This window comes from Streptomyces sp. NBC_00536 (assembly GCF_036346295.1).
In the GTDB taxonomy this organism is placed as follows: Bacteria; Actinomycetota; Actinomycetes; order Streptomycetales; family Streptomycetaceae; genus Streptomyces.
Map to the genome: position 1 here is coordinate 1,041,634 of NZ_CP107819.1, position 23,350 is coordinate 1,064,983.

Annotated in this window: 18 protein-coding genes and 1 pseudogene; 12 read left to right on the forward strand and 7 right to left on the reverse strand. The window is 73.0% G+C overall.

Annotated features, from left to right (window positions below):
- Positions 1-273 precede the first annotated feature (273 nt).
- A complete protein-coding gene (locus tag OHS33_RS04410; protein WP_330329046.1) occupies positions 274-1,386 on the forward strand; it encodes an alpha/beta hydrolase in 1,113 nt (370 codons plus the stop codon).
- A gap of 65 nt (positions 1,387-1,451) precedes the next feature.
- On the opposite strand, the gene OHS33_RS04415 is transcribed toward OHS33_RS04410, so the two are convergent.
- Complete coding sequence (locus OHS33_RS04415; protein ID WP_330329047.1) at positions 1,452-2,267, reverse strand: glutamate ABC transporter substrate-binding protein; 816 nt, start codon at positions 2,265-2,267, stop codon at positions 1,452-1,454.
- A 171-nt stretch (positions 2,268-2,438) separates the two neighbouring features.
- Between OHS33_RS04415 and OHS33_RS04420 the strand changes: the two genes are divergently transcribed.
- Positions 2,439-2,984 (forward strand): TerD family protein, encoded by a 546-nt coding sequence (locus OHS33_RS04420; RefSeq protein ID WP_330329048.1) that lies wholly within the window; start codon positions 2,439-2,441, stop codon positions 2,982-2,984.
- A 137-nt stretch (positions 2,985-3,121) separates the two neighbouring features.
- Here the strand turns inward: OHS33_RS04420 and OHS33_RS04425 are convergent, their stop codons facing one another.
- Positions 3,122-3,754, reverse strand: coding sequence for a TetR/AcrR family transcriptional regulator (locus OHS33_RS04425; protein WP_330329049.1), 633 nt, complete (start codon positions 3,752-3,754; stop codon positions 3,122-3,124).
- Between the two features lie 137 nt (positions 3,755-3,891).
- Here OHS33_RS04425 and OHS33_RS04430 point away from each other — a divergent pair, with 137 nt between their 5' ends.
- Both OHS33_RS04430 and OHS33_RS04435 read left to right on the forward strand, forming a co-directional pair.
- Positions 3,892-4,725: a phosphatase PAP2 family protein gene (locus OHS33_RS04430; RefSeq protein WP_330329050.1), complete on the forward strand. Its 834-nt coding sequence runs from the start codon at positions 3,892-3,894 to the stop codon at positions 4,723-4,725.
- 81 nt (positions 4,726-4,806) lie between these two features.
- Complete coding sequence (locus OHS33_RS04435; protein WP_443065219.1) at positions 4,807-5,439, forward strand: RNA polymerase sigma factor; 633 nt, start codon at positions 4,807-4,809, stop codon at positions 5,437-5,439.
- Between the two features lie 191 nt (positions 5,440-5,630).
- Here OHS33_RS04435 and OHS33_RS04440 read toward each other — a convergent pair.
- The 3 genes and pseudogenes from OHS33_RS04440 to OHS33_RS04450 form a co-directional block, all read right to left on the reverse strand.
- A pseudogene (locus OHS33_RS04440) lies at positions 5,631-5,877 on the reverse strand (MerR family transcriptional regulator); the annotation flags it as partial.
- 103 nt (positions 5,878-5,980) lie between these two features.
- Positions 5,981-7,354, reverse strand: coding sequence for a cryptochrome/photolyase family protein (locus OHS33_RS04445; RefSeq protein WP_330329051.1), 1,374 nt, complete (start codon positions 7,352-7,354; stop codon positions 5,981-5,983).
- A gap of 160 nt (positions 7,355-7,514) precedes the next feature.
- Positions 7,515-9,086, reverse strand: a complete 1,572-nt coding sequence (locus tag OHS33_RS04450) for an SDR family oxidoreductase (RefSeq protein ID WP_330329052.1) — start codon at positions 9,084-9,086, stop codon at positions 7,515-7,517.
- A gap of 180 nt (positions 9,087-9,266) precedes the next feature.
- On the opposite strand from OHS33_RS04450, the gene OHS33_RS04455 reads away from it, so the two are divergent.
- From OHS33_RS04455 to OHS33_RS04470, 4 genes are all read left to right on the forward strand, one after another.
- Positions 9,267-9,746, forward strand: coding sequence for an Lrp/AsnC family transcriptional regulator (locus OHS33_RS04455; RefSeq protein ID WP_330329053.1), 480 nt, complete (start codon positions 9,267-9,269; stop codon positions 9,744-9,746).
- A 46-nt stretch (positions 9,747-9,792) separates the two neighbouring features.
- Positions 9,793-10,470 carry an HAD family hydrolase gene (locus OHS33_RS04460; protein WP_330329054.1) on the forward strand — a complete coding sequence of 226 codons (678 nt, stop codon included), beginning with the start codon at positions 9,793-9,795 and terminating at the stop codon, positions 10,468-10,470.
- Positions 10,471-10,554: 84 nt separating this feature from the next.
- On the forward strand, positions 10,555-11,916 hold the full coding sequence (locus OHS33_RS04465) for a cytochrome P450 (RefSeq protein ID WP_330329055.1): 1,362 nt from the start codon (positions 10,555-10,557) through the stop codon (positions 11,914-11,916).
- Positions 11,917-12,030: 114 nt separating this feature from the next.
- Positions 12,031-13,119 carry an FAD-dependent oxidoreductase gene (locus tag OHS33_RS04470; protein ID WP_330329056.1) on the forward strand — a complete coding sequence of 363 codons (1,089 nt, stop codon included), beginning with the start codon at positions 12,031-12,033 and terminating at the stop codon, positions 13,117-13,119.
- A 33-nt stretch (positions 13,120-13,152) separates the two neighbouring features.
- Here the strand turns inward: OHS33_RS04470 and mltG are convergent, their stop codons facing one another.
- A complete protein-coding gene (mltG, locus tag OHS33_RS04475; RefSeq protein ID WP_330329057.1) occupies positions 13,153-14,001 on the reverse strand; it encodes an endolytic transglycosylase MltG in 849 nt (282 codons plus the stop codon).
- 63 nt (positions 14,002-14,064) lie between these two features.
- Positions 14,065-15,930 (reverse strand): ABC transporter ATP-binding protein, encoded by a 1,866-nt coding sequence (locus tag OHS33_RS04480; RefSeq protein ID WP_330329058.1) that lies wholly within the window; start codon positions 15,928-15,930, stop codon positions 14,065-14,067.
- A 117-nt stretch (positions 15,931-16,047) separates the two neighbouring features.
- Here OHS33_RS04480 and OHS33_RS04485 point away from each other — a divergent pair, with 117 nt between their 5' ends.
- The 4 genes from OHS33_RS04485 (at position 16,048) to OHS33_RS04500 (ending at position 23,321) form a co-directional block, all read left to right on the forward strand.
- The gene (locus OHS33_RS04485) at positions 16,048-16,542 is read left to right on the forward strand and encodes a MarR family winged helix-turn-helix transcriptional regulator (RefSeq protein ID WP_330329059.1); all 495 of its coding nucleotides are present in this window, start codon (positions 16,048-16,050) and stop codon (positions 16,540-16,542) included.
- A gap of 28 nt (positions 16,543-16,570) precedes the next feature.
- A complete protein-coding gene (locus OHS33_RS04490) occupies positions 16,571-19,534 on the forward strand; it encodes an FAD-binding and (Fe-S)-binding domain-containing protein (RefSeq protein WP_330329060.1) in 2,964 nt (987 codons plus the stop codon).
- Between the two features lie 128 nt (positions 19,535-19,662).
- A complete protein-coding gene (locus OHS33_RS04495; RefSeq protein ID WP_330329061.1) occupies positions 19,663-21,543 on the forward strand; it encodes an ABC transporter ATP-binding protein in 1,881 nt (626 codons plus the stop codon).
- Entirely contained in the window at positions 21,540-23,321 is a 1,782-nt protein-coding gene (locus OHS33_RS04500; protein WP_330329062.1) for an ABC transporter ATP-binding protein, read from the forward strand. The genes OHS33_RS04495 and OHS33_RS04500 overlap by 4 nt, the downstream gene beginning before the upstream one ends.
- Positions 23,322-23,350: the final 29 nt, after the last annotated feature.

Genomic DNA, 23,350 nt, shown 5'->3' on the forward strand with positions numbered 1-23,350 from the left:
GACACGGACACAGCTCTTTGGCATGCACCCGGCAACATAGCGCGCTCACAGGGTTCACGTGAAGGAAGCTGCTCGAAGTGACGTGTTATCGCGCAGCTTCGAGCACGTCACCCCTGGCCGGAATCTGACTCACCGTTCGCCCTGTACATACCTCTTGGTGGCGAACCACGGCATTCGGCCGTCACTCTCCTACCGTGACGACCCTGAGGACCGTGACGGCCTGACCGGTCGGCTCGGAACAGCGGGTATGGCGGGTATCGGGAGTGGCACAGGATGAAGCACCGCACAGAGCGACGGCAGGAGCCCGCGGAGCCCGGGCAGGCACGGCGCGGGGCGTCCCGGCGCCGCTGGACGGGGGCCGTGGCCGCCGTCGTGGTGGCCGGGGTCGCGACCGGGTGCGCGCTCTCCTACTACGACGTCTTCTCGGACACGGGTGACGTCGTACGCTTCGACCAGGAGCAGTCACCGGCCCAGGCGGGCACCCCGGGCAAGGCCCCGGCCGATCCGCTGACCCGGATGCCGACCGGCCCGCAGCCCGAGCTGCGGATCGCCTCCACCGTCCCCGAGGACGGCACCAAGGTCATGGTCACGACCCTGGTGGGGAAGAAGTCCGGGTTCACCGGCAAGGTCTGGCTCTGGGTGCCGCCGCAGTACAAGGACCCCCGGTACGCGCACAGCGGGTTCCCCGTCATGATCGCCCTGCCCGGCGGCCCGGGGTACCCCAACAACTACTGGATGGACCCGCACCTCAAGCTGGAGTCCAGCATCTCCAAGTGGTCCCGGGAGGGCAGCAGCCTGCCCTTCATCCTCGCCATGCCGGTCCTGAACCCCGACACCGACAAGGGCGGGCTGTACTGGGACGGGAGCGACATCCCCGGCCAGCCCAAGATGGGCACCTGGCTGACCGAAGACGTCCCCGACCTCGTCCGCTCCACCTTCCGGACCATCGGCTCGCGCGACGGATGGGCCTTCATGGGCAGTTCCTCCGGGGGCTTCGCCGGACTGAAGGCGGTGCTGCAGAAGCCGGACCAGTTCAAGGCCGTGATCGCCGGAGGACCCGACATCGTTCCCGACTCACGGCTGTGGAACGGGCACCCCAGGGAGAAGGCCGAGAACAGCCCGCCGGAACTCGCGCGGAAACTGCTCGACCGCAACGGCCCCGAGGTCTACCTGGGCTTCCAGGTCGGCACCAAGGGCAGCGACGTCAAGAACCGGCCGCCCATCGAGAACTTCATCAAGGAGTACGGGAAGGGGCCCGTCAAGACGAGGTTCCAGGTCGACCAGGGCGGCGGCCACGACGCCTACAGCTACGTCCCCGGCATGTACAACGGCGGACTGATCCAGTGGATCAGCCGGCACATGCGGGGACCGGTCCCGACCGCGTAACGGCGGCGGGACCGGGGGCCGGGTCGGTCGGGCCGGGGGGAGCCGACCGGCCGGTGCGCCGCGGGTCAGCCACCCTCGGTGATCGCCGGGGCCGGCTCGTTCTTGTAGTTCGCCGCGCCGAAGTTGCTCTTGACGAACTTCGCCCAGGAACCGTCCTGGACCATCTTGCGCAGGGCGTCGTTGATCTTCTTCTGAAGGGCCTTGTCGCCCTTCTTGAGCCCGATGCCGTAGTTCTCCTTGCTCAGGTTCAGCCCGGCGAGCTTGAACTTGCCCTGGTTGCCCTCCTGGGCGGCGTACCCGGCGAGGATCGTGTTGTCCGTGGTCAGCGCGTCGAGCTGGCTGTCCTGGAGGGCGATGAGGCACTCCGAGTAGCCCGGGAGCTCCAGCAGGTCCGCCTTGGGGGCGAGGCTCTTCTTGATGTTCTCGGCCGAGGTCGAGCCGGTCACCGAGCACAGCCGCTTGCTGTTGAGGTCCTCGGGCTTGGTGATGTCGGTCTGGGAGGCGCGGAGCAGCAGGTCCTGGTGGGCCAGGAAGTACGGTCCGGCGAAGTCGACCTTGGTCTTGCGCTTGTCGTTGATCGAGTAGCTCGCGGCGACGAACTTGACCTCGTTGAACTGGATGAGCAGTTCCCGGTCGGCGCTGTAGACCTGCTTGAACTCGATCTCGCTGGGCTTGTAGCCCAGCTCCTTGGCCACGTAGCGGGCGACGTCCACGTCGAACCCGGAGAACGTGCCGTCCGCCGCCCGGTACCCGAGGCCGGGCTGGTCGAACTTGATCCCGATCGGGATCGTGTGCTTGGCGTCATCGTTCGCGCCGCACCCGGAGGTGGTCAGGGCTAGAGCGATCGTTGCGGCGACCGCACCGGCCTGGGAAACCTTCATGCTGGACTCTCTCCGATGGAAACGGCTTGCTTGGAGAAGCTAGAAAGCCATGAGCGCAGCGTCACTACATCTGAGGAAAAATTGAGGATAACGATCCGGGCGGGCCCGAAGATCCTCATGGCAGCATGACGGGGTACGGGGGCAACGCACGTGACCTGGAGGGGGAGTTCGGTGAGCGGAGTACGCAAGAGCCTGGCCCGGGTGGAGGTGGCGCTGAAATGGGATCCCAGCGCGCCCGGTTCGCCCGCCAATGACCTCGACATCATCGCGGCGGTGTACGCGGAGGGTGATGTGCGGGGAACGCCCGAATATGTCGTGTACTTCGACCATCGGGCTCCCGACGGCACCATCACCCTGAACCGGGACAGCCGCACCGGTCAGGGGTTCGGCTTCGACGAGGTGATGACCCTCGAACTCGACCGGATGTCGGAGCGGCTGCGGCGGGTGGTCGTGGGCGTGGTCGTCCAGAGCGACGACGGCACGCGGACCTTCGGTGACATCGGCGGCATGGCCCTGCGGATCCGCGAGGGGTACACCGACCTCGTGGCCGAGGGTCCGGTCGCGGGCGTGGCGGGCGTCGCGGCGGCCACGGTCGCGGTGTTCACGCGGGACGCCGCGGGCGCGTGGTCCCTGGACCCGGCCGTGCACGGTGTGGACGCCGGACCGGAGGAATACCTCCGGATCATGGGCGACACCCCCGCCGCCGGCCCCTCCTGAAAAGACGCGGACCGGATGGCGGCCGCTCCTGCTGGAGCGTCCGCCACCCGGTCCGCGGGGGTGCGCTGCCACCGTCCCCACGAGGCAGCGCGGGCAGGCGGTCCGTCCGGTCATCGGAGACGGCCGCCCGCCGGTCTTCAGGGGCCCGGAGCCGGGCCCGGAGCCAGGCCCAGTGCGGGCAGCAGCGCGGCGTCGACGAAGCGGACCAGGTAGTCGGCGTCGGCGTAGCGGCCCTCCAGAACGGGCCGGATCCGCAGGACGCCCATCAGCTGCGCCGGGAGGAATTCCACGGCGGGGTGGCCCGCGGCGATCTCGCCCCGCGCGACGCCCCGCGCGACCATCGCGTCGAAGGCGGCCAGTTCGGGTTCGACCAGCGCCTCGCGCAGGGCCCCCTGGAGTTCCTCGTCGTTCATGACGGCGTGACCGAGGGCCTGGGTGAGGCGGGTGTCGCGGCCCGAGGTGCCGGCCGCGATCCGGGCGGCCGCGCGGAGGTCTCCGGCGAGGGTGCCGGTGTCGACGGCGGCGAGGGTGCGGCCGCTCCGGGCCGAGCGCAGGGCCGCGGCGACCAGCTGGGGCTTGGTCTTCCACTGCCGGTAGAGCGTGGACTTCCCGCAGTTGGCGCGGGCCGCGACGCCCTCCATGGTCAGGGCCTCGTAGCCGTGTTCGCGGAGCTGTTCGAGGACCGCGTCGTAGAACTCCTGCTCCCGCTCCGGGGTGATCTTGGAGCGGCGCGCGGCGGCGGCCGGCGACGGCGATGCCGATGTCGTCATGGGCGGCTCTCCCCTCCGGCGGTGGCGGTCTTCGAGTGGTTCTCGATACGGAAGCGTACCGGAACGCAGGCGTATCGGTACACTCTCGTATCGATACATTGTCGTATCGGTAGTCGCAGAGGAAAGAGAACCGCGGCATGACCCAGCGCACCACGGCCGTCGGGCGGCCCCGGGCGATACCCGAGCTGCTGCTCGTCGCGGTCCTCTTCGCCGTGTACAAGGGCGGCCGGATGCTGACGGCGGGCCACACCGACGACGCCTTCCGCAACGCGGGCCGCGTCTGGGACGCCGAGCGCGCCCTGCACCTGCCGGGCGAGGGCCTGGTCCAGGACCTGCTCCTGCACAGCGACACCGTCGTCCACCTCGCGAACACCTACTACGCGGCCGTGCACTTCCCGGCCACCGCGGCCTTCCTGATCTGGCTGTACCTGCGCCGCCCCGGCCACTACCTGTGGGCCCGCCGGGTCCTCGCGGCGCTCACCGCCGTCGGGCTGGTCGTGCACCTCGGCTTCCCGCTGGCCCCGCCGCGGCTGCTCGGGGCCGCGCACCTGGTCGACACCGGGCAGGTCTACGGGCCCACGGTCTACGGCGCGGCGCCCGCGGCGGACACCATGGCCAACCAGTTCGCGGCGATGCCCTCGCTCCACTTCGGCTGGGCGCTCATGCTGGCGATCGGCATGATCGCGGCCACCCGCGGGCGCCTGCGGTACCTGTGGCTGCTGCACCCGCTGCTGACCCTGACCGTGATAGTCGGCACGGCCAACCACTACTGGCTCGACGCCGCCGTCGCGACCGCGCTGCTCGGCGTCGCCCTGCTGGTGGTCCCCCGGCCCGTGGCGGACCGTACGCCGCAGGACGGATCAGCCGGTCCGGGCGGCGGGGCCGTGCGCGTGGGCGAGGACGACGGCCTGCGGGCGGCCGGAGAGCGCGAGCTCGCTCATGCGGTGGTGACACCGGGACGGTCGGGCTGACCTCCGCCGTCCGGAACCCGGGAATTCGATGCGGAAACGCTGCGCGTTGAGTGGGGCGGTGGTGCTCACGAGGCTGGGGCCATGGACCTCACGGACCCTGTGGACCCCGGCCCGGCAGACACCGCCGGCGGTGACGGAATGGCCGACGCACGCGTCGTGGCGCTCTTCCTGGGCGGCGACGAGGACGGCATGACGGCCGTCTACCTCCGCTGGCGGCCCCTCGTGCACACCTTCGCCCGCCGCCGGCTGGGCGACGACCGGGAGGCCGAGGACGTCACCCAGCAGGTGTTCCTCGCCGCCTGGCGGGGCCGCCGCGGCTACCGGCCCGGCAGCGGTGACCTGGGCGGCTGGCTGGTCGGCATCACCCGTCACAAGGTGGCGGACGCGCTGGCCGCGCGCGCCCGGCGGGCCCGCGCGGTGGCCGCCGCCGGAGCGCAGTACGACGTCACGTGGCCGCCCGGGGCCACGGCGGAACCGGAGTGCGCCCTGGACCGGGTGCTCGTCCTCGGCGAGCTGGCCCGGCTGCCGTCGGCGCAGCAGCGGATCCTGCGGCTGGCGTACTACGGGGACCTGACCCAGACCCAGATCGCGGCGTGCACGGGGATGCCGCTGGGGACCGTCAAGAGCCACATGCGGCGCGCCCTGTACCGCCTGCGGTACTCCCTGCGGGCGCAGGCCCAGCCGCAGGGCCAGCCGCTGTCAGCGACTCGATGACGTCGACCGCCGAACGCAGCGCGTACAGCCGTTCCGCGCGCGGCGCGGGCGCGCCGGCCGCGCCCCAGCCGGGGCCCGCGAGCAGCACCCGGGGGTGGGCGCGGGCCCCGCGCAGCCACCATTCGATGCCCGAGACCGACCGGACCAGCGCACGGTCCGCGGTCGTCCGGACCTGGGACCAGAGCACGACGGCGCGCGGGCCGATCCGGCGGGGGGCACCCCCTGGGACGTGAGCCGGCACATCAGTTCCAGGCGGGCGACGTCGTCCGGGGTCCAGCGGCGGTGCCTGCCGTCCTCGCGGCGGGCCGGGCCGATGGCGTAACGGCGTTCCCAGGAGCGCAGGGTGGTGGGCGAGACGCGCCGGGCGACGGCGCCGGTGCTCAGCGGCCACGCCGTAGCCGCGGCCGGCGGCTCCGGGGCGGAATGCGCACGGTCCACCCCCGTCACGATACGGGCCGACGCGGCGGGACCCGGAGCACCCGGAGCGGAGCACCCCGCGCGGGGCGGCCGGTCACGATGCGGCCCGTCGCCGCGCGGCCGGTCACGATGCGTCGCGGGCCCGCTTGAACCGGCCCAGCGCGTCGGCGAGGTCCACCACCGGATCCGGATAGTCGTACCGGGCCCGCTCCAGCCCGGACAGCCGCCAGGGCTCGAAGACGTCCGGCGCGGGCAAGCCGGCCAGCTCCGGCACCCACCGGTGGACGTAGTGGCCGTGCGGGTCGTACCGCCGGGCCTGCCGGACCGGGTTGAGGACCCGGTTGGGCCGGGTGTCGGTGCCGGTCCCGGCCGCCCATTGCCAGTTGAGCTGGTTGTTCGCGAGGTCCCCGTCGACGAGAAGGTCCAGGAAGTGCCGGGCGCCGGTCCGCCAGTCGACGTAGAGGGTCTTGGTGAGGAAGCTCGCGGCGAGCAGCCGTCCCCGGTTGTGCATCCAGCCCTCGTGCCGCAGCTGGCGCATCGCCGCGTCGACCAGCGGATAGCCGGTGCGGCCCGCCTTCCACGCCTCGGTCTCCTCGGCGGCCGCCGCGTCGGTGCGCCAGAGATCGTGGCGGGCCCGGTAGTCCTCGTGCGCCGTGGCGGGGCGGGCGGCGAGCACCTGGTGGTGGAAGTCCCGCCAGCACAGCTGCCGGACGAAGGCCGCCGCGCCGGGACCGCCCGCCGCCCGCGCCCGGTGGACGCATTCGGCGGGCGAGAGGGTGCCGAAGTGCAGGTGGGGGGAGAGCCGGGAGGTGGCGTCCCCGGCCAGGTCGTCGTGGGTGTCCTCGTAGCGCGCGACGCCGTCGCGCAGCCAGCCGGTGAGCCGGGCCCGGGCCTCGGGCTCGCCGCCGCGCGCGAGGCCCGGCGAGAGTCCCCGTACGGCGCCCCGGTCGGGCAGCGGCTCCGAGCCGACGGCCGCGGGCACCCGGACCGCGCGTGGGGCGACCGCCGGGGTCCGCGGGGGCTGCTCGGACCAGCGGCGGAAGTACGGGGTGAAGACCGCGAAGTGGTCCGATCCCGCCGGGGCCACGGCGCCGGGGGCGAGGACCGTCACCACCGCGTCGTGCACGTGGAGCCGCCGCCCCTCCCGCTCCAGCGCGGCGCGCAGCCGCTCCTCGCGTCCGTGGGCGTAGGCACTGACCCCGGCCGCCATGTGTACCTCGTCGGCGTCGGCCTCCCGGACCACCGCGCACACCTGCGCGACGGTGTCCCCGGAGCGGACGACGAGGCGGCCGCCGCGCTCGCGCAGCCCGGTGTCGAGGGCGGCCAGGCAGTCGGCGAGGAAGGCCAGCCGGTTGGGGGCGGCGAAGCCGGCCGCTTCGACGCCCCGGTCGCGGACGAACAGCGGCACCACCTCGGTGGAGGAGGAGAGCGCGGCCCGCATCGGCGGATGGTCGTGCAGGCGCAGGTCCGAGGTGTAGAGGACGACCGCGACGTTCATGGACGGGCTCCGTGTCAGGGTGGGGGGCGGGGACTGCTGTCGTGCGGTACTTCGCCCCGGACCCGCGGTTCGGATGCGGGGGCGCCCCCGGCTCCGGGCCCGGCGTCCGGTCCGAGTCCCGGCGTCCGGCCGGGGTCCAGCGTCCGGCCCGGGTCACGGCTCAGGGAGTGGCATCCCGCGCGGGGTCCGGGGCTGCCGGCAGGGCGGCGGCCGCGCGGGCGATGTTGCGGGCCATGCCGCCGAAGACCACCGCGTGGAAGGGGGACACGCTCCACCAGTAGAGGTGTCCGAGCAGCCCGTGCGGATGGAACAGGGCGCGCTGGCGGTACCGGGCTCCGGACCCGCGGGCCCCGCCGGTGCCCGGCTCGACGTACATCTCCAGCCAGGCGAGCCCCGGCAGCCGCATCTCGGCTCGCAGCCGGAGCAGCCGCCCCGGTTCGATCTCCTCCACGCGCCAGAAGTCGAGGGAGTCCCCCACCCGCAGCAGGGCCGCGTCGCGCCGGCCGCGCCGGATCCCGGCTCCGCCGACGAGCCGGTCGAGCCAGCCCCGTACCGCCCAGGCGAGCGGGAAGGAGTACCAGCCGTTCGCCCCGCCGATCCCCTCCACCACCCGCCAGAGCGCCTGCGGCGAGGCGTCCACCGCCCGCTCCCGGGAGTCGGTGTAGAGGCTGCCGCCCGCCCAGTCGGGGTCGGTGGGCAGCGGGTCACTGGGGGCGCCGGGCAGCGAGGCCGAGGACCAGCGGGTGCTGACGTCCGCCTCGCGCACTCGCCGCAGGGCCAGTTCCAGGGCCCGGTCGAAGCCGATCGGGGCGCCCGGGGGATCGGGCACGTACCGCGCGATGTCGTGCTCGTGGCAGACCACCTCGTGGCGCAGGGACTCGGCCAGCGGCCGGGCCAGCGCCCGTGGTACGGGCGTGACCAGGCCGATCCAGTGGCTGGACAGGCGCGGGGTGAGCATCGGGACGCGCAGGATCAGCCGGTGCGGCAGGGCGGCGACGGCGGCGTAGCGGCGCATCATCTGCTCGTAGGTGACCACGTCCGGCCCGCCGATGTCGAAGGCGCGGCTGACCCCGGCGGGCAGGGTGGCGGCGCCGACGAGGTAGCGCAGCACGTCGCGGACGGCGATCGGCTGGATGCGGGTGCCGACCCAGCTCGGGGTGACCATGACCGGGAGCCGTTCGGTGAGGTAGCGCAGCATCTCGAAGGACGCGGAACCGGAACCGATGATGACCGCGGCGCGCAGTACGGCGGTGGGCACGCCCGAACCGAGGAGGATCTCGCCGACCTCGGCCCGCGAGCGCAGGTGCGGGGAGAGGTCCTGTGGCGGGACCCCGGCCGGGGTCAGGCCGCCGAGGTAGACGATCCGGCGGACCCCGGCCGCGCGGGCCCGTCCGGCGAAGATCCGGGCGGCGGACCGGTCGCGTTCCTCGAATCCCGCGCCGGTGCCGAGCGCGTGCACGAGGTAGTAGGCGACGTCGGTTCCGCGCAGGGCGGCCGCCACCGCGTCCGGGTCGGTGACGTCCCCGCGCATCACCTCGGCCCGGTCGGCCCAGGGGTGGTCGCGCAGTCGCTCGGGCGAGCGGGCCAGGCAGCGGACCCGGTGGCCCGCGTCGAGGAGTTCGGGCACCAGGCGGCCGCCGATGTATCCGGTGGCGCCGGTGACCAGGCAGGTCAGCCCGCCGGTGGTGGGTGCGGCCGCCGCGCCGCCGGTCGTGGTCGCGTGGTCGTCCATGGCTCTCTCCCTTCCGGCCCCCGCCCCGGATCCCCTGTCGGTCGGACCCTCTCACGGTAATTCGCGGCGCAGGGGGAGGACGGATGCGACGTGGGCGGCCCTGTCCGATGAAGGGTCGGTTTGTGGGCCATTGGTACAGTCCGGGGGCACTCCTGACTGCCGACGGAAGGCCCGTGGACCATGGCCGTGGACGAGCTGGACACCCGGATCCTGCGGCTGCTGATCGAGGAGCCGCGCACCAGCCTGCGCGAGTACGCGCGCCGCCTCGGCGTGGCGCGCGGCACCCTGCAGGCGCGCCTCGACCGGCTGGAGCGGACCGGGGTGATCACCGGCACGGGTCCCGTGCTCTCCCCCGCGGCGCTCGGGCACCCGGTGCTGGCGTTCGTGCACATCGAGGTCACGCAGGGGCACCTGGACGAGGTGGGCGAGGCGCTGGCCGCCGTGCCGGAGATCATCGAGGCCTTCTCCATCACCGGTGGCGGGGACCTGCTGACCCGGGTGGCGGCCCGGGACAACGCGCACCTGGAGGACGTGATCCAGGGCCTGATCCGGCTGCCGGGCGTGGTGCGCACCCGTACCGAGGTGGCACTGCGCGAGCGGGTGCCGCACCGGCTGCTGCCGCTGGTCGAGGCCGTGGGCCGGTCCGCGCGCAAACCCTGACAGGATGGAAGGGATACGCACACGACCGGCAGGACGGGCACAACGGATGATTTCCGTCATATTCGATCTCGACGGCACCCTCGTGGACAGCGAGCCGAACTACTACGAGTCCGGCCGCCTCACCCTGGAGCGGCACGGCGTCCCCGATTTCACCTGGGACGAGCACGCGCGTTTCATCGGCATCGGCACCCTGGAGACGCTGGAGATCCTGCGCGAGCGGTACGCCCTGCGGGCCCCGGTGGAGCAGCTGCTCGCCGAGCAGAACGCGGCCTACCTGGAGCTGGCCCGCGCCCGGACCGAGGCCTTCCCCCAGATGCGGACGTTCGTGGAACGGCTGCACGGCGAGGGCATTCCGATGGCGGTGGCCTCCGGCTCCTCGCGCGAGGCGATCGACGCCGTCCTCGCCGGGACCGGGCTCGACACCTTGCTCACCACCGTCGTCTCCGCCGAAGAGGTACCGCACGGCAAGCCCGCGCCGGACGTCTTCCTGGAGGCGGCGCGGCAGCTCGGCGCACCGCCGGCCGACTGTGTGGTGATGGAGGACGCCGCCCCGGGCGCGCGGGCCGCGCACGCTGCCGGGATGGCCTGTGTGGCGATCCCGTACGTGGCGGAGACGGCCGGTGACCCGGCCTTCGCGACGGCGGCGCTGCTGTTCCCGTCCGGGCAGGCGGAATTCTCGGCGGACGCGGCGCACGACTGGCTCAGCGCCCGCCGCGCGGCCTGAACGACGGCGTACGCGGGGCCGGAACGACGGCGTCCACTGTTCCCGGCTCTGGCGCCTTGGCGGGGGCGCTGCCACCATGCCCGCGTGACCGCCACCCTGCCGCCCGTGGGAGCCGAGCGCGGACCGCGCCGGTGGCCCCTGCTCGGGAACCTTCCCGCCTTCGCACGCGATCCGCTGGCCTTCTTCGAGTCCCTGCGGGACGACTACGGCGACTGGGCGCCCTGGACGCTGGGGCCGCAGCGCAATGTGCTGGTCTCCCGCCCCGAGCACGCCGGTGAGCTGCTCGGTGCCGTTGAGGGCAGCTTCAAGCCCTCCGAACTGGGCTGGGCGTTCCGCCAGTTGCTGGGCAACGGCGTGGTGGTGGCCACCGGCGAGGACTGGCGGCGCAAGCGCGCGCTGGTGCAGCCCGCCGTCCGGCCGCGCCAGGTCCGTACGTACGCCGCCACGATGGTGGAGTGCGCGGACGCGCTGGCCCGCGGCTGGCGGGAGGGCGAGCGGATCGACGTGCACCGGGAGATGGCCGGGCTGACCCAGCGGATCGCGGTGCGGACCCTGTTCGGCGGCGACGCCGCGGGGCGCGAGGCGCCCATCAGTGCGGCGATGGCCACGGCCCAGCGGGAACTGGGGGCGGAATTCCGTGGATTGACCCTGTTCCTGCCACCCTGGGTACGGACGCCCGGGCGACGCCGGATGCGGGCGGCCGTGGCGGTCCTCGACCGGGAGATCGCGCACGTCATACGGGAGCACGAGGCGGCCTCGGCGGCGGGCGAGGAGCGGGACGACCTGCTCAGCCGGCTGCTCGCGGCCCGTGACGAGAACGGCGGGCCGCTCTCGCGCGAGGAGCTGCGGGACGAGTCGATCACGCTGTACATCGGCGGGCACGAGACCACCTCGACCACCTTGACCTGGGCGTGGCAGCTGCTGTCGGAGGCGCCGGAGGCGCGCGCCCGGCTGTCGGAGGAGCTGGACCGGGTGCTCGGCGGGCGGCTGCCGACCCACGACGACTATCCGCGGCTGGTGTGGACGCAGCAGATCGTGAAGGAGGCGCTGCGGATCTACCCGCCGATCTGGCTGATCTCCGCGGTGGCGACGCGGGGCGCGACGATCGGCGGGCGCGAGGTGCCCGCCGGAACGCTGGTGTGGGCGAGCCCGTGGTCCGTGCACCGTGACCCGCGGTGGTTCCCCGAACCGACGGCCTTCCGCCCGGAGCGGTGGGACGCGGGGGCGGTGCCCGCGGTGGCGGAACACGCCTGGTTCCCCTTCGGCGGTGGCCCGCGGGCTTGTCTGGGCGCCCGGTTCGCGCTGGTCGAGGCGGCGCTGGTGCTGGCGGTGCTGGGGCAGCGGTTCCATCTGGACACCGGGGGCGAGCGGGCGAAGGTGTTCCCCGGGCTCACCCTCCAGCCGACCGGGCCGGTCCCGGGGGTGCTGCGCGCGGCCGGAAGCTGAGGGACCCGACGGTCCGGCTCACGGCGGACGGCGGACGGCGGACTACGGGCTACGGGCTACGGGCTACGGGCTACGGGCGGGAAGATCCCGGACCCTCCGCCAGTTGGTACAACCGTGAACGATTCGCTGAATGCCGTGGACGCGGCCGTGAACGTGGACGTGGTGGTCATCGGTGCCGGGCAGGCGGGCCTGTCCAGCGCCTACCACCTGGGGCGGGCGGGACTGGACCACGTGGTCCTGGACCACGCGCCCCGGCCCGGCGGCGCCTGGCAGTTCCGCTGGCCCTCGCTGACCTACGGGAAAGTGCACGGCATGTACGCGCTGCCGGGGATGGAACTGACCGGCGCCGACCCGCGGCGCCCGTCCTCCGAGGTGGTCGGGGAGTACTTCGCCACCTACGAGGAGCGTTTCGCGCTGCGCGTACGGCGCCCCGTGGACGTGACGGCGGTGCGCGAGGGGGCCGCCGGGCGGCTGCTGGTGGAGTCCCCGTCCGGAAACTGGTCGGCGCGGGCCCTGATCAACGCCACCGGGACCTGGGACCGGCCGTTCTGGCCGCGCTACCCCGGCCAGGAGACCTTCCGGGGGCGCCAGTTGCACACGGCGGACTACCCGGGGCCGCGGGAGTTCGCCGGAGCCCGGGTGATCGTCGTCGGCGGCGGCGCCTCCGGGGTGCAGCACCTGCTGGAGATCGCCGAGGTCGCCGCCGGGACCACCTGGGTGACCCGGCGGCCCCCGGTGTTCCGCGACGGCTCCTTCGGCGAGGCCGAGGGGCGGGCCGCGGTGGCGCTGGTGGAGCAGCGGGTCCGCCGGGGGCTGCCCCCGCAGAGCGTGGTCAGCGTGACCGGCCTGCCGCTGAACGAGGCCGTGCGGGCCGGGCTGGCCTCCGGGGTCCTGGACCGCCTGCCCGTGTTCGACCGGATCACCCCCTCGGGCGTGGCCTGGGACGACGGCCGGCGCGTGGACGCCGATGTGATCCTGTGGGCCACCGGCTTCCGGCCCGCGATCGACCACCTGGCCCCGCTGCGGCTGCGCGAACCGGGCGGCGGGATCCGCCTGGAGGGCACCAGGGCGGCCCGGGACCCGCGCGTCCACCTCGTCGGCTACGGCCCCTCCGCCAGCACCATAGGCGCCAACCGCGCGGGCGCCGCCGCCACCCGCGAACTGCGCCGCCTGCTCCGGCCGGCCCCGGTCGCCGTCGGGTAGGGCCGGGCCGGAGCGGGGGCAGCAGGACCGGCGTCAGGCCTTGCGGGCGACTGCGCGGTGTTTGTTGAACTCGGCCACATGACGCTTGTGTTCCTCGTAGGTCGCCGAGAAGCGGGTGTCTCCCGGCTTCACCGTGACGAAGAACAGCCAGTCACCCGGCGTCGGGGCCACCGCGGCCGCCACGGCCGCCGCGCCCGGGCTGTCGATCGGGGTCGGGGGCAGGCCCTGGCGTTCGTAGGTGTTGAAGGGGCTGTCGATCCGGGTGTCGCGCAGGGCGGTGTCCACGGTGGCGCGGTTCAGCGCGTAGTTGATCGTCGAGTCCATCTGGAGCGGCATCGACTTGGCGAGGCGGTTGTAGACCACCCGCGCGACCTTGCCCATGTCGGCCGGGGTGTCGGCCTCCGCCTGGATGATGCTCGCCAGGGTGGCCGTCTGGTAGGGGGTCATGCCCTGGGCCCTGGCCGCGGTGGCGACCGGCTTGGCGGCCAGTTTCTGATTGGCCGTCTGCACCATGTACGCGAGGAGCGAGGCAGGGGTGGTCCCTTGGGACACGGGGTACGTCGCCGGGAAGAGGAAGCCCTCCGGGTTGCCCTTGGCCTCGGCGGGCAGGGCCAGTCCCGCTCCGGCGACCGCCGCTTTGGCCGAGCCCGCGGGGAGCTTCAGCTCACGGTCGACCGCCGTGTACACCTGTGCGGCCCGCCAGCCTTCGGGAATCACCAGTCGGCGCGGCTTCGGGGGCGCTTCCGGGGCGCCGCCGTTCAGCAGTAACGGGACGAGGGCCGCCGCTCCGGTCGCGACCAGCAGACCAATGAAGATCGCCAGTCGGCCCCGGCGGGTGACGCGGGTCCCGGGCCGCTTCGGCGGCCGGTGCTCTTGACGCATGAAGAAACGCTAACCCGCAAACTGTCGTAATCCGGGCACCCGACCCGTGTTGCGGTCATACGATCACACGCTGACGGGCACGGTCGGTGTCTCCACCGCCACGGCGGCCGGAGCCAGCTCACTGTCCCTGCGGACCAGGGCCGCATACCGCCCGTCAGCCTCCAGCAGCTCCTCGTGCGTACCCCGCTCGGCGATCGTTCCTCCGTCGAGGACCACGATCTGATCGGCATCGCGGACGGTGGAGAGCCGGTGCGCGATGGTGATGGTGGTGCGGCCTTCGGAGAGCGCGTCGATGGCCTTCTGCACGGCGTGTTCGGTGCGCGTGTCCAGTGCGCTGGTGGCCTCGTCCAGGATCAGCACCGGCGGGTCGCGCAGGATGGTGCGGGCGATGGCCAGGCGCTGCTTCTCGCCGCCGGAGAACCGGTAGCCGCGCTCGCCGACCAGGGTGTCGTACCCATCGGGCAGGGACTCGATGTGGTCGTGGATCTGCGCCGCCCTGGCCGCCTGGGCTATCTCCTCGTCGGTGGCGTCCGGCTTGGCGAAGCGGAGGTTGTCGGCCACCGAGGCGTGGAAGAGGTAGGTCTCCTGGCTGACCACTCCGATCGAGCGGGCCAGGGAGTCGAAGTCCAGGTCGCGGACATCGATGCCGTCCAGCGCGACGCGGCCGCCCGTGACGTCGTACAGCCGGGGCACCAGATAGCTCAGCGTGCTCTTGCCGGAGCCGGTCGGGCCGACCACCGCGAGGGATCCGCCCGCGGGGACCGTGATGTCGATGCCGGTCAGGGTGGGGCCGTGCTTGGCGTCGTAGGCGAAGTCCACGCCCTCCAGACGGATTTCGCCCTTGGCCTGCTCCAGCCGGACGGCGTCCTCGCGCTCGGTGATGTCCACCGGCAGGTCGAGGTACTCGAAGACGCGGGCGAACAGGGCGAGCGAGGTCTGCATCTGCACACCGGTCGACAGCAGGCTCACGGCCGGCCGGAACAGGCCCTGCTGGAGGGTGACGAAGGCGACGAGGGTGCCGACGGAGAGGGAGGGTGCGCCGGACTGCAGGGCTATGCCCGCCGCCCAGTAGATCAGCGCGGGCATCGCGGCCATGACGATGCCGATGGTCGACATGCGCCAGCGGCCGGCCATGCTGGAGCGGACTTCGAGCCCGACGAGCTTCTCGGACTCCTCGGAGAACGAGCGGGTGAGCGAGTCGGCCCGGCCCATGGTGCGGCCCAGCAGGATGCCGCTGACGGACAGCGATTCGGTGACCGTGGCGGCCATCGCCGCCATCTGCTTCTGGCGCTGGGTGGTGATCTTCTTGCGCTCGCGGCCGACCCGGCGGCTGATCCACACGAACACCGGCAGCAGGAGCAGCGAGACGAGGGTGAGCCGCCAGTCGAGGGCGAGCATGGCGACCACGGAGGCGACCACGGCCGTCAGGTTGGAGACGAGGGAGGTCGCCGTCGAGGTGACGGTGGCCTGCATCCCGCCGATGTCGTTGGCTATCCGGGACTGCACCTCTCCGGTGCGGGTCCGGGTGAAGAACGCCAGCGGCATCCGCTGGAGCTGCGCGTAGACGGCGGTGCGCAGGTCGTGCATGACACGCTGTCCGACCGTGGTGGAGATCAGGGTCTGGAGCACGCCGAAGACGCTGGTCACGACCGCGGTGAGGATCATGCCGAGCGCGAGCAGGCTGAGCAGCCCCGTGCGTCCCTGGGGGATCGCGACGTCCAGGATCTCCTTCAGCAGGAACGGCGAGGCGACGCCGACCAGCGACGAGGCGCCGACGAGCAGGCCGACAACGCCGAGCCGGCCTCGGTAGGGGCGGAACAGGCGGGCGATCCGGCGCAGCTCACGCGGCTGGTCGGCGGGGGCGGGACGACTGGGGTCGAGGGCTTCCTTCGATGGCGTCCAGTTCGGTTCTTTTCCTTCGGGGCGCATGCGCCTCCTTCGAAGACTTTTGAAGACTCCTGACAGGACAACCCTGACAGACTCGAATGAGCATAGCTCATTGTTACCTATACTCACAATGAATCTGGTCCTGATACCCTTCCCAGTATGAGCACCGCTTCCGAGACCGACAGCCCGGACAGTTCGGACGGCGTCCTTGCCGAGCAGCTGCTGCGCCTGACCCGTCGGCTGCACCGCATCCAGAAGCGCCATCTGGAGCCGCTCGGGATCACCCCGGCCCAGTCGCGGCTGCTGCGCACGGTCGCCCACTATCCCGAGGTGGAGCCCCCCCGAATGGCGGATCTCGCCGCCCGCCTGGAGGTCGTGCCCCGGGCGGTGACCACCCTGGTCGACGGCCTGGAGGCGGCCGAGTGCGTGCGGCGGGTGCCGGACACCGCCAACCGCCGGGTCATCCGGATCGAGCTGACCGAGACCGGCCGCGCCACGCTGCGCAGGCTGCGCAACGCGCGAACGGGCGCCGCAGAGGAGATCCTGGCTCCATTGACCACCGATCAGCGCGGACTGCTCGGCGGGCTGCTCAACGCCCTGGCCGACGGACCGGCGGACGGACCGGCCGACGGTACGGCGCGGCGCGGCTGCTGAACGGTTCCGCCCAGCCGAGGGGGCACCCATGCCGCTGCTGGAGCCGAAACCGGGGGCCCTGCGCCCGCGCACCGTCAGCGGTCCGGCCCCCGACCGGGTGCCCGAGCGGCTGGCGGCCGGGACCCCCGAGCCGTTGCGTTCCGAGCTGATCGCCCTGCTGGGCGCCGAGAAGGTGCTGTGGAAGGTCTCCGACCTGGTCCGCTACGCCTCGGACGCCTCCCCCTACCGCTTCGTGCCGCAGGTCGTCGTGGTCGCCGAGGACATCGACGACGTCTCCGCCGTGCTGTCCTACGCCCACGGGAAGCAGCGCGAGGTGGTCTTCCGGGCCGCCGGGACCTCGCTCAACGGCCAGTCGCAGGGCGAGGACATCCTCGTCGACGTACGCCGCCACTGGGCCGGGATCGAGGTGCTGGAGGAGGGGCTGCGCGCCCGGATCCGCCCCGGCACCACGGTCCTGCGCGCCAATGCCGCGCTCGCCCGGCACGGCCGGGTGCTCGGCCCCGACCCGGCCAGCGCGATCGCCTGCACGCTCGGCGGGGTGGTCGCGAACAACGCCTCGGGGATGACCGCGGGGACCACGAGGAACTCGTACCGCACCCTGTCCTCGCTCACCTTCGTGCTGCCCGGCGGGACCGTCGTGGACACCGCCGACCCGCTGGCCGACGAGGAGCTGGCGCGCGCCGAGCCGGCCCTGTGCCACGGGCTGATGGAGATCAAGCGGGAGATCGAGGCCGATCACCGGCTGACCGCCCGGATCCGTGCCAAGTACGAGATCAAGAACACCACCGGGTACCGGCTGGACGCCTACCTCGACGGCAACACCCCGGTGGAGATCCTGCGCGGGCTGATGGTCGGGTCCGAGGGCACCCTCGGCTTCATCTCCGAGGTGGTGTTCGACACCCTGCCGCTGGACCGCGAGCTGTCCAGCGCCCTGCTCTTCTTCCCCTCGCTGCCCGCCGCCGCGGCCGCCGTGCCGCTCTTCAACGCGGCGGGCGCGATCGCCGTCGAGCTGATGGACGGCAACACGCTGCGCGCCTCGGTCAGCGTGGCGGGCGTACCCGCCGACTGGGCCGCGCTGCCCAGGCACACGACCGCCCTGCTCGTGGAGTTCCGCGCGCCGGACGCCGCGGGCCGGGAGGCGTACGAGCGGCTCGCGGCCGAGGTGGTCGCGGGGCTGGACCTGGTCGCGCCGGTGGCCTCGGTGACGAACGCCTTCACCACCGACGCGGGGACCATCGCCGGGTACTGGAAGGCCCGCAAGGCCTTCGTCACCGCCGTCGGCGGAGCCCGCGCGTCGGGCACCACACTGATCACCGAGGACTTCGCCGTCCCGCCCTCCCGCCTCGCCGAGGCCTGCGAGGCGCTGCTGGAACTCCAGGCGGAGCACGGCTTCGACGCCGCCGTCGCCGGTCACGCGGCCCACGGCAACCTGCACTTCCTGCTGGCCTTCGACGCGGCGCTGCCCGCCGACGTCGAGCGGTACGGGGCGTTCATGGACGCCTTCTGCCGGCTGACCGTCGAACGGTTCGACGGATCGCTGAAGGCCGAGCACTCCACGGGCCGCAACATGGCCCCCTTCCTGGAACTCGAATGGGGCACCGCGGCCACCGAGCTGATGTGGCGCACCAAGCGGGTCGTCGACCCCGACCTGGTGCTCGCGCCGCGGATCCTGCTCGACCGCGATCCGCGGGCCCACCTGCGCGGACTCAAGACGATCCCCCGGGTGGAGGCGGTCGCCGACCCCTGCATCGAATGCGGGTTCTGCGAGCCGACCTGCCCGAGCAAGGACCTGACGACCACGCCCCGCCAGCGGATCGTGCTGCGCCGCGAGATGATGCGCCAGCAGCCCGGTTCCCCGGTGCTGGACGGGCTGCTCGACGCCTACGGCTACGACGCGGTGGACACCTGCGCGGGCGATGCCACCTGCAAGCTCGCCTGTCCCGTCGGGATCGACACCGGGGCCCTGATGAAGGACTTCCGCCACCGACGGCACAGCCCGCGCGAGGAGCGGACGGCCGCGGTCGTCGCGAAACGGTTCGGCGCGGTGGAGGCGGCGGCCCGGCTCGCGGTCGCCGCCGCCGACCGGATCACCGGCCGGCTCGGGGACGGTCCGCTGCGGCTGGTCACGGGGGTCGCGCGCAAGGCCGTACGGCCGGACCTGGTCCCGGAGTGGCTGCCCCAGATCCCGGGCGCGGCCGCCCGCGCCCTGCCCGTCACCCGACGGGTGGGGGCCTCGGCCGTGTACTACCCGGCCTGCGTCAACCGGATCTTCGGCGGCCCGAGCGGCCCGAAGGACACCAAGGGTGCGGGCGGTCCGTACGGCCCGTCGCTGCCCGAGGCCGTCGTCGCGCTGTCCGAGCGGGCGGGCAGGCCGGTGTGGATCCCGAAGGACGTGACGGGGACCTGCTGCGCGACGATCTGGCACTCCAAGGGCTACGACGCGGGGAACCGGCTGATGGCCAACCGGATCGTGGCGGCCGCCTGGGGCTGGACGGCGGGCGGGCGGCTGCCCCTGGTCGTCGACGCCTCCTCCTGCACCCTCGGCATCGCGCACGAGGTGGTCCCGTACCTGACCCCGGACAACCGCGAACTGCACGCCGAACTGACCGTGGTCGACTCCGTCGTCTGGGCGGCGGAGGAACTGCTGCCGCGGCTGGAGGTGCTGCGCACGGTCGGTTCGGCGGTGTTGCATCCGACCTGCTCGATGCGCCATCTGGGTGATGAAGCGCAACTGCGTGCGGTGGCCGAGGCCTGCGCACGGGAGGTGGTCGTGCCGGACGACGCGGGGTGCTGCGCCTTCGCGGGCGACCGCGGGATGCTGCATCCGAAGCTGACGGACTCCGCGACGGCGCGCGAGGCGGCGGAGGTCACCGCCCGGTCCTACGACGTCCACCTGTCCGCGAACCGGATGTGCGAGGTGGGCATGGACCGGGCCACCGGACAGGAGTACCACTCGGCGCTGCTCGAACTGGAACGGGCCACGCGCCCCTGACACGACCCGGCAGGCCCAAGCCGACCATGGCCGGTTCTCGTCGGAACAACGGAAAACCGATTGCCCCGCATGCTGTTCAAAGGCGAACCTTGCACCCGGTTTGAACCACTACCGAGTCATGGGGCGTCATGCAGATCAGCGATCTTCCGTATCCGGACCCAGGGGTACCCGACGCTCGGTCAGGTCCCCGGTTCCTGTGGTGGCTGGGGCGCAATCAGCTCGCCGGACAGTTCAAGAGCCTGTGCTGGGGGCTGCTGCACCACTGCGGCATCGCGGGCCTGCCCTTCGCCGTCGGCCTCGGCGTCGAAGCGGTCGTGGACCGCGACGGCACCCGGCTGATCCTGGTCGGCGGGCTCGTCCTGCTGCTCGGCATCGCCATCTCGCTCGGTGACACCATGCTGCACCGGACGGCCGTGACCAACTGGATCACCGCCGCCGCCCGCGTCCAGCAACTGCTCGCCCGCAAGACCGCCGAGCTGGGCGCCGCCCTCACCCGGCGGGTCGCGGCCGGCGAGGTGGTGGCCGTCTCCACCGGGGACGTCGAGAAGATCGGCTGGTTCGTCGAGGCGGTCTCCCGCTTCCTCGCCGCCGCCTTCGCCGTCGTCGTGATCTGTGTGGGCCTCGTCCTCTACGCGCCCGCGCTCGGCGTGGTCGTGGCCGTCGGGGTACCCGTACTGGCCCTGGCCGTCCTGCCGTTGCTTCCGCGCGCCACCAAACGTGCCGACATCCAGCGCGAGAAGGCGGGCAAGGCCACCGAACTGGCCTCGGACACGGTCGCCGGACTGCGCGTGCTGCGCGGGATCGGCGGCGAGGAACTCTTCCTCGGCCGCTACCGCGAGGCCTCGCAGGAGGTCCGCAAGGCGGCCGTGCGCAGCGCCCGGATGTGGGCCCTGATCTCGGCGATCCAGGTACTGCTGCCGGGTCTGCTGCTGATCACGGTGGTCTGGTACGGCGCCATGCTCGTCCTGGACGCGCGGATCACGGTGGGTGAACTCGTCGCCGTGTTCAGCGCGGTGGCCCTGATGCTGTACCCGCTGCGGCACTTCGAGGAGATCGCCATGGCGTACTCCTTCTCGCGGCCCTCGGCCAAGCGGGCCGCCCGGGTGCTGTCGCTGACCCGCACGGACCCCGGCGCCGAAGCCGGACCGGGCGCCGGACCGGGAACGGAGCCAGAACCGGAATCGGAACCGGAAGCGGCGGTGAAGGAGCCGCCCACGGCTCCGACCCCCGGCGGCGACCTGTACGACCCGGAGACCGGACTGCTTGCCCCCGCGGGCCTGTTCACGGCCGTGGTCTGCGGTGACCCGGACCTGGCGGGGCGGCTGGCGGAGCGGCTCGGCGGGCATCCGGCCGACGCCGTCGGCGGCCCGTCGGTGCTGCTGGGCGGGGTCGCGCTCGACGAACTGGAACTGGACACGGCACGCACGCTGGTGCTCGTCCAGGACAAGGACCCGGTGCTGCTGTCCGGCACGCTGCGCGAGCTGCTCGACGTACCGGCGTCCGCCGCGGTCGAGGCCCCGGCGGCCCTGGCGGCGGCCCAGTGCGCGGACGTACTGGACGCGCTGACGCAGTCCGCGCCGGACGGAGTGGACGACCCGATGGACGCGCGGATCACCGAGCGCGGACGCTCGCTGTCGGGCGGCCAGCGCCAGCGGCTCGCGCTCGCGCGCTCGCTGGTCACCGACCCGGAGGTGCTGGTGCTGGACGAGCCGACCTCGGCGGTCGACTCGCACACCGAGGACCGCATCGCGCAGGGCGTCGCGGCGCTGCGCGCGGGGCGCACGACGGTCGTCCTGGCCTCGTCGCCGCTGCTGCTGGACCGCGCCGACCGGGTCGTCCTGGTCGTCGGGGGCACCGTCGCGGCGGTCGGTACACACCGCGAACTGCTGCACGGCGAACCGCGCTACCGCGCGGTCGTCACGCGCGACACGGAAGAGGAACAGCTGCTCGGGGCGGCCCGGGGGCTCGACACGTTGCGGGAACTCACAGAGATCGAGGAATCGGCATGATCGGCGTGGCGGCGCCGGAGTACGATCCGGCCGCCCCCGAGACCGTCGCCACCCTTCCGGTGGGCACGTCGACGACGGTACGGGGCTATGTGCGCGGGCTGCTGCGGCGGCACCGACGGGCGTTCGTCGTCCTGATCACGGTCAATGCGGTCGCGGTGGTCGCCTCCATGATCGGCCCCTACCTGCTCGGCCGGGTGGTGGACGATCTCTCGGCGGGGGCGCGCGAACTGCACCTGGGGCGCGTCGCGCTGCTCTTCGCGCTGGCCCTGCTCGTCCAGACGCTCTTCGTGCGGATGGTCCGGCTGCGCGGGGCCATGCTCGGCGAGGAGATGCTGGCCGACCTGCGCGAGGACTTCCTGGTCCGGTCGGTGGGTCTGCCGCCGGGCGTGCTGGAACGCGCGGGCACCGGTGACCTGCTGTCCCGGATCACCACCGACATCGACCGGCTCGCCAACGCGATGCGCGAGGCCGTGCCCCAGCTGGCGATCGGGGTGGTGTGGGCGGGGCTGCTCTTCGGAGCGCTCGCCGTGACCGCGCCGCCGCTGGCGCTGGCCGCCCTGGTGGCGCTGCCGGTACTGGTGCTCGGCTGCCGCTGGTACTTCAAGCGGGCGCCCTCGGCGTACCGGTCGGAGGCGGCGGGCTACGCGGCCGTCGCCGCAGCGCTCACCGAGACGGTGGACGCGGGCCGCACGGTCGAGGCGCACCGCCTCGGCGGGCGCCGGATCGCCCTGTCCGAGCAGCGCATCAAGGAGTGGACCGCCTGGGAGCGCTACACGCTGTTCCTGCGGTCGGTCCTCTTCCCGGTCATCAACGTCACCTACGTGACGATCCTCGGCTCGGTGCTGCTGATCGGCGGCTACTGCGTCCTCCAGGGCTGGATGTCGGTGGGCCAGATGACCACCGGCGCACTGCTGGCACAGATGATGGTCGACCCGATCGGGCTGATCCTGCGCTGGTACGACGAACTCCAGATCGCCCAGGTCTCCCTGGCCCGGCTGGTCGGGGTGCGGGAGATCGAGCCCGACGCGGGCGACGAGCACGTGGTGCCCGACGGCCGCGACGTACGGGCCGACGGGGTCCGGTTCGGCTACCGCGAGGGGGTCGACGTACTGCACCAGGTGTCCCTGTCGGTGCCGCCGGGCACCCGGATGGCGCTGGTCGGGCCCTCGGGAGCGGGCAAGTCCACGCTGGGCAGGCTCCTCGCGGGCATCTACGCACCACGGTCGGGCGAGATCACGCTCGGCGGGGCGCGGCTGTCACGGATGCCCGCGGAGCGGGTGCGCGAACACGTGGCGCTGGTCAACCAGGAACACCACGTGTTCGTGGGGAGCCTGCGCGACAACCTGCGGCTCGCCCGCTCGGGCGCCGAGGACGCGGAGCTGTGGGCGGCGCTGGGCGCGGTGGACGCGGACGGCTGGGCCAGGGCGCTGGAGAGCGGGCTGGACACCGAGGTCGGCTCGGGCGCCGCGGCGCTCACCCCGGCGCAGGCGCAGCAGATCGCGCTGGCCCGGCTGGTGCTGGCCGATCCGCACACGCTGGTCCTGGACGAGGCGACCTCGCTGCTCGATCCGCGGGCGGCCCGGCACCTGGAGCGTTCGCTGGCCCGGGTGCTGGAGGGCCGTACGGTCGTGGCGATCGCCCACCGGCTGCACACCGCGCACGACGCGGACGTGATCGCGGTGGTCGAGGCGGGCCGGATCAGTGAGCTGGGCTCGCACGACGAACTGGTCGCGGCGGACGGCGCGTACGCGGCGCTGTGGCGCTCCTGGCACGGCTGAGCCGGGACCGGACGACCGAACGGTTGAGC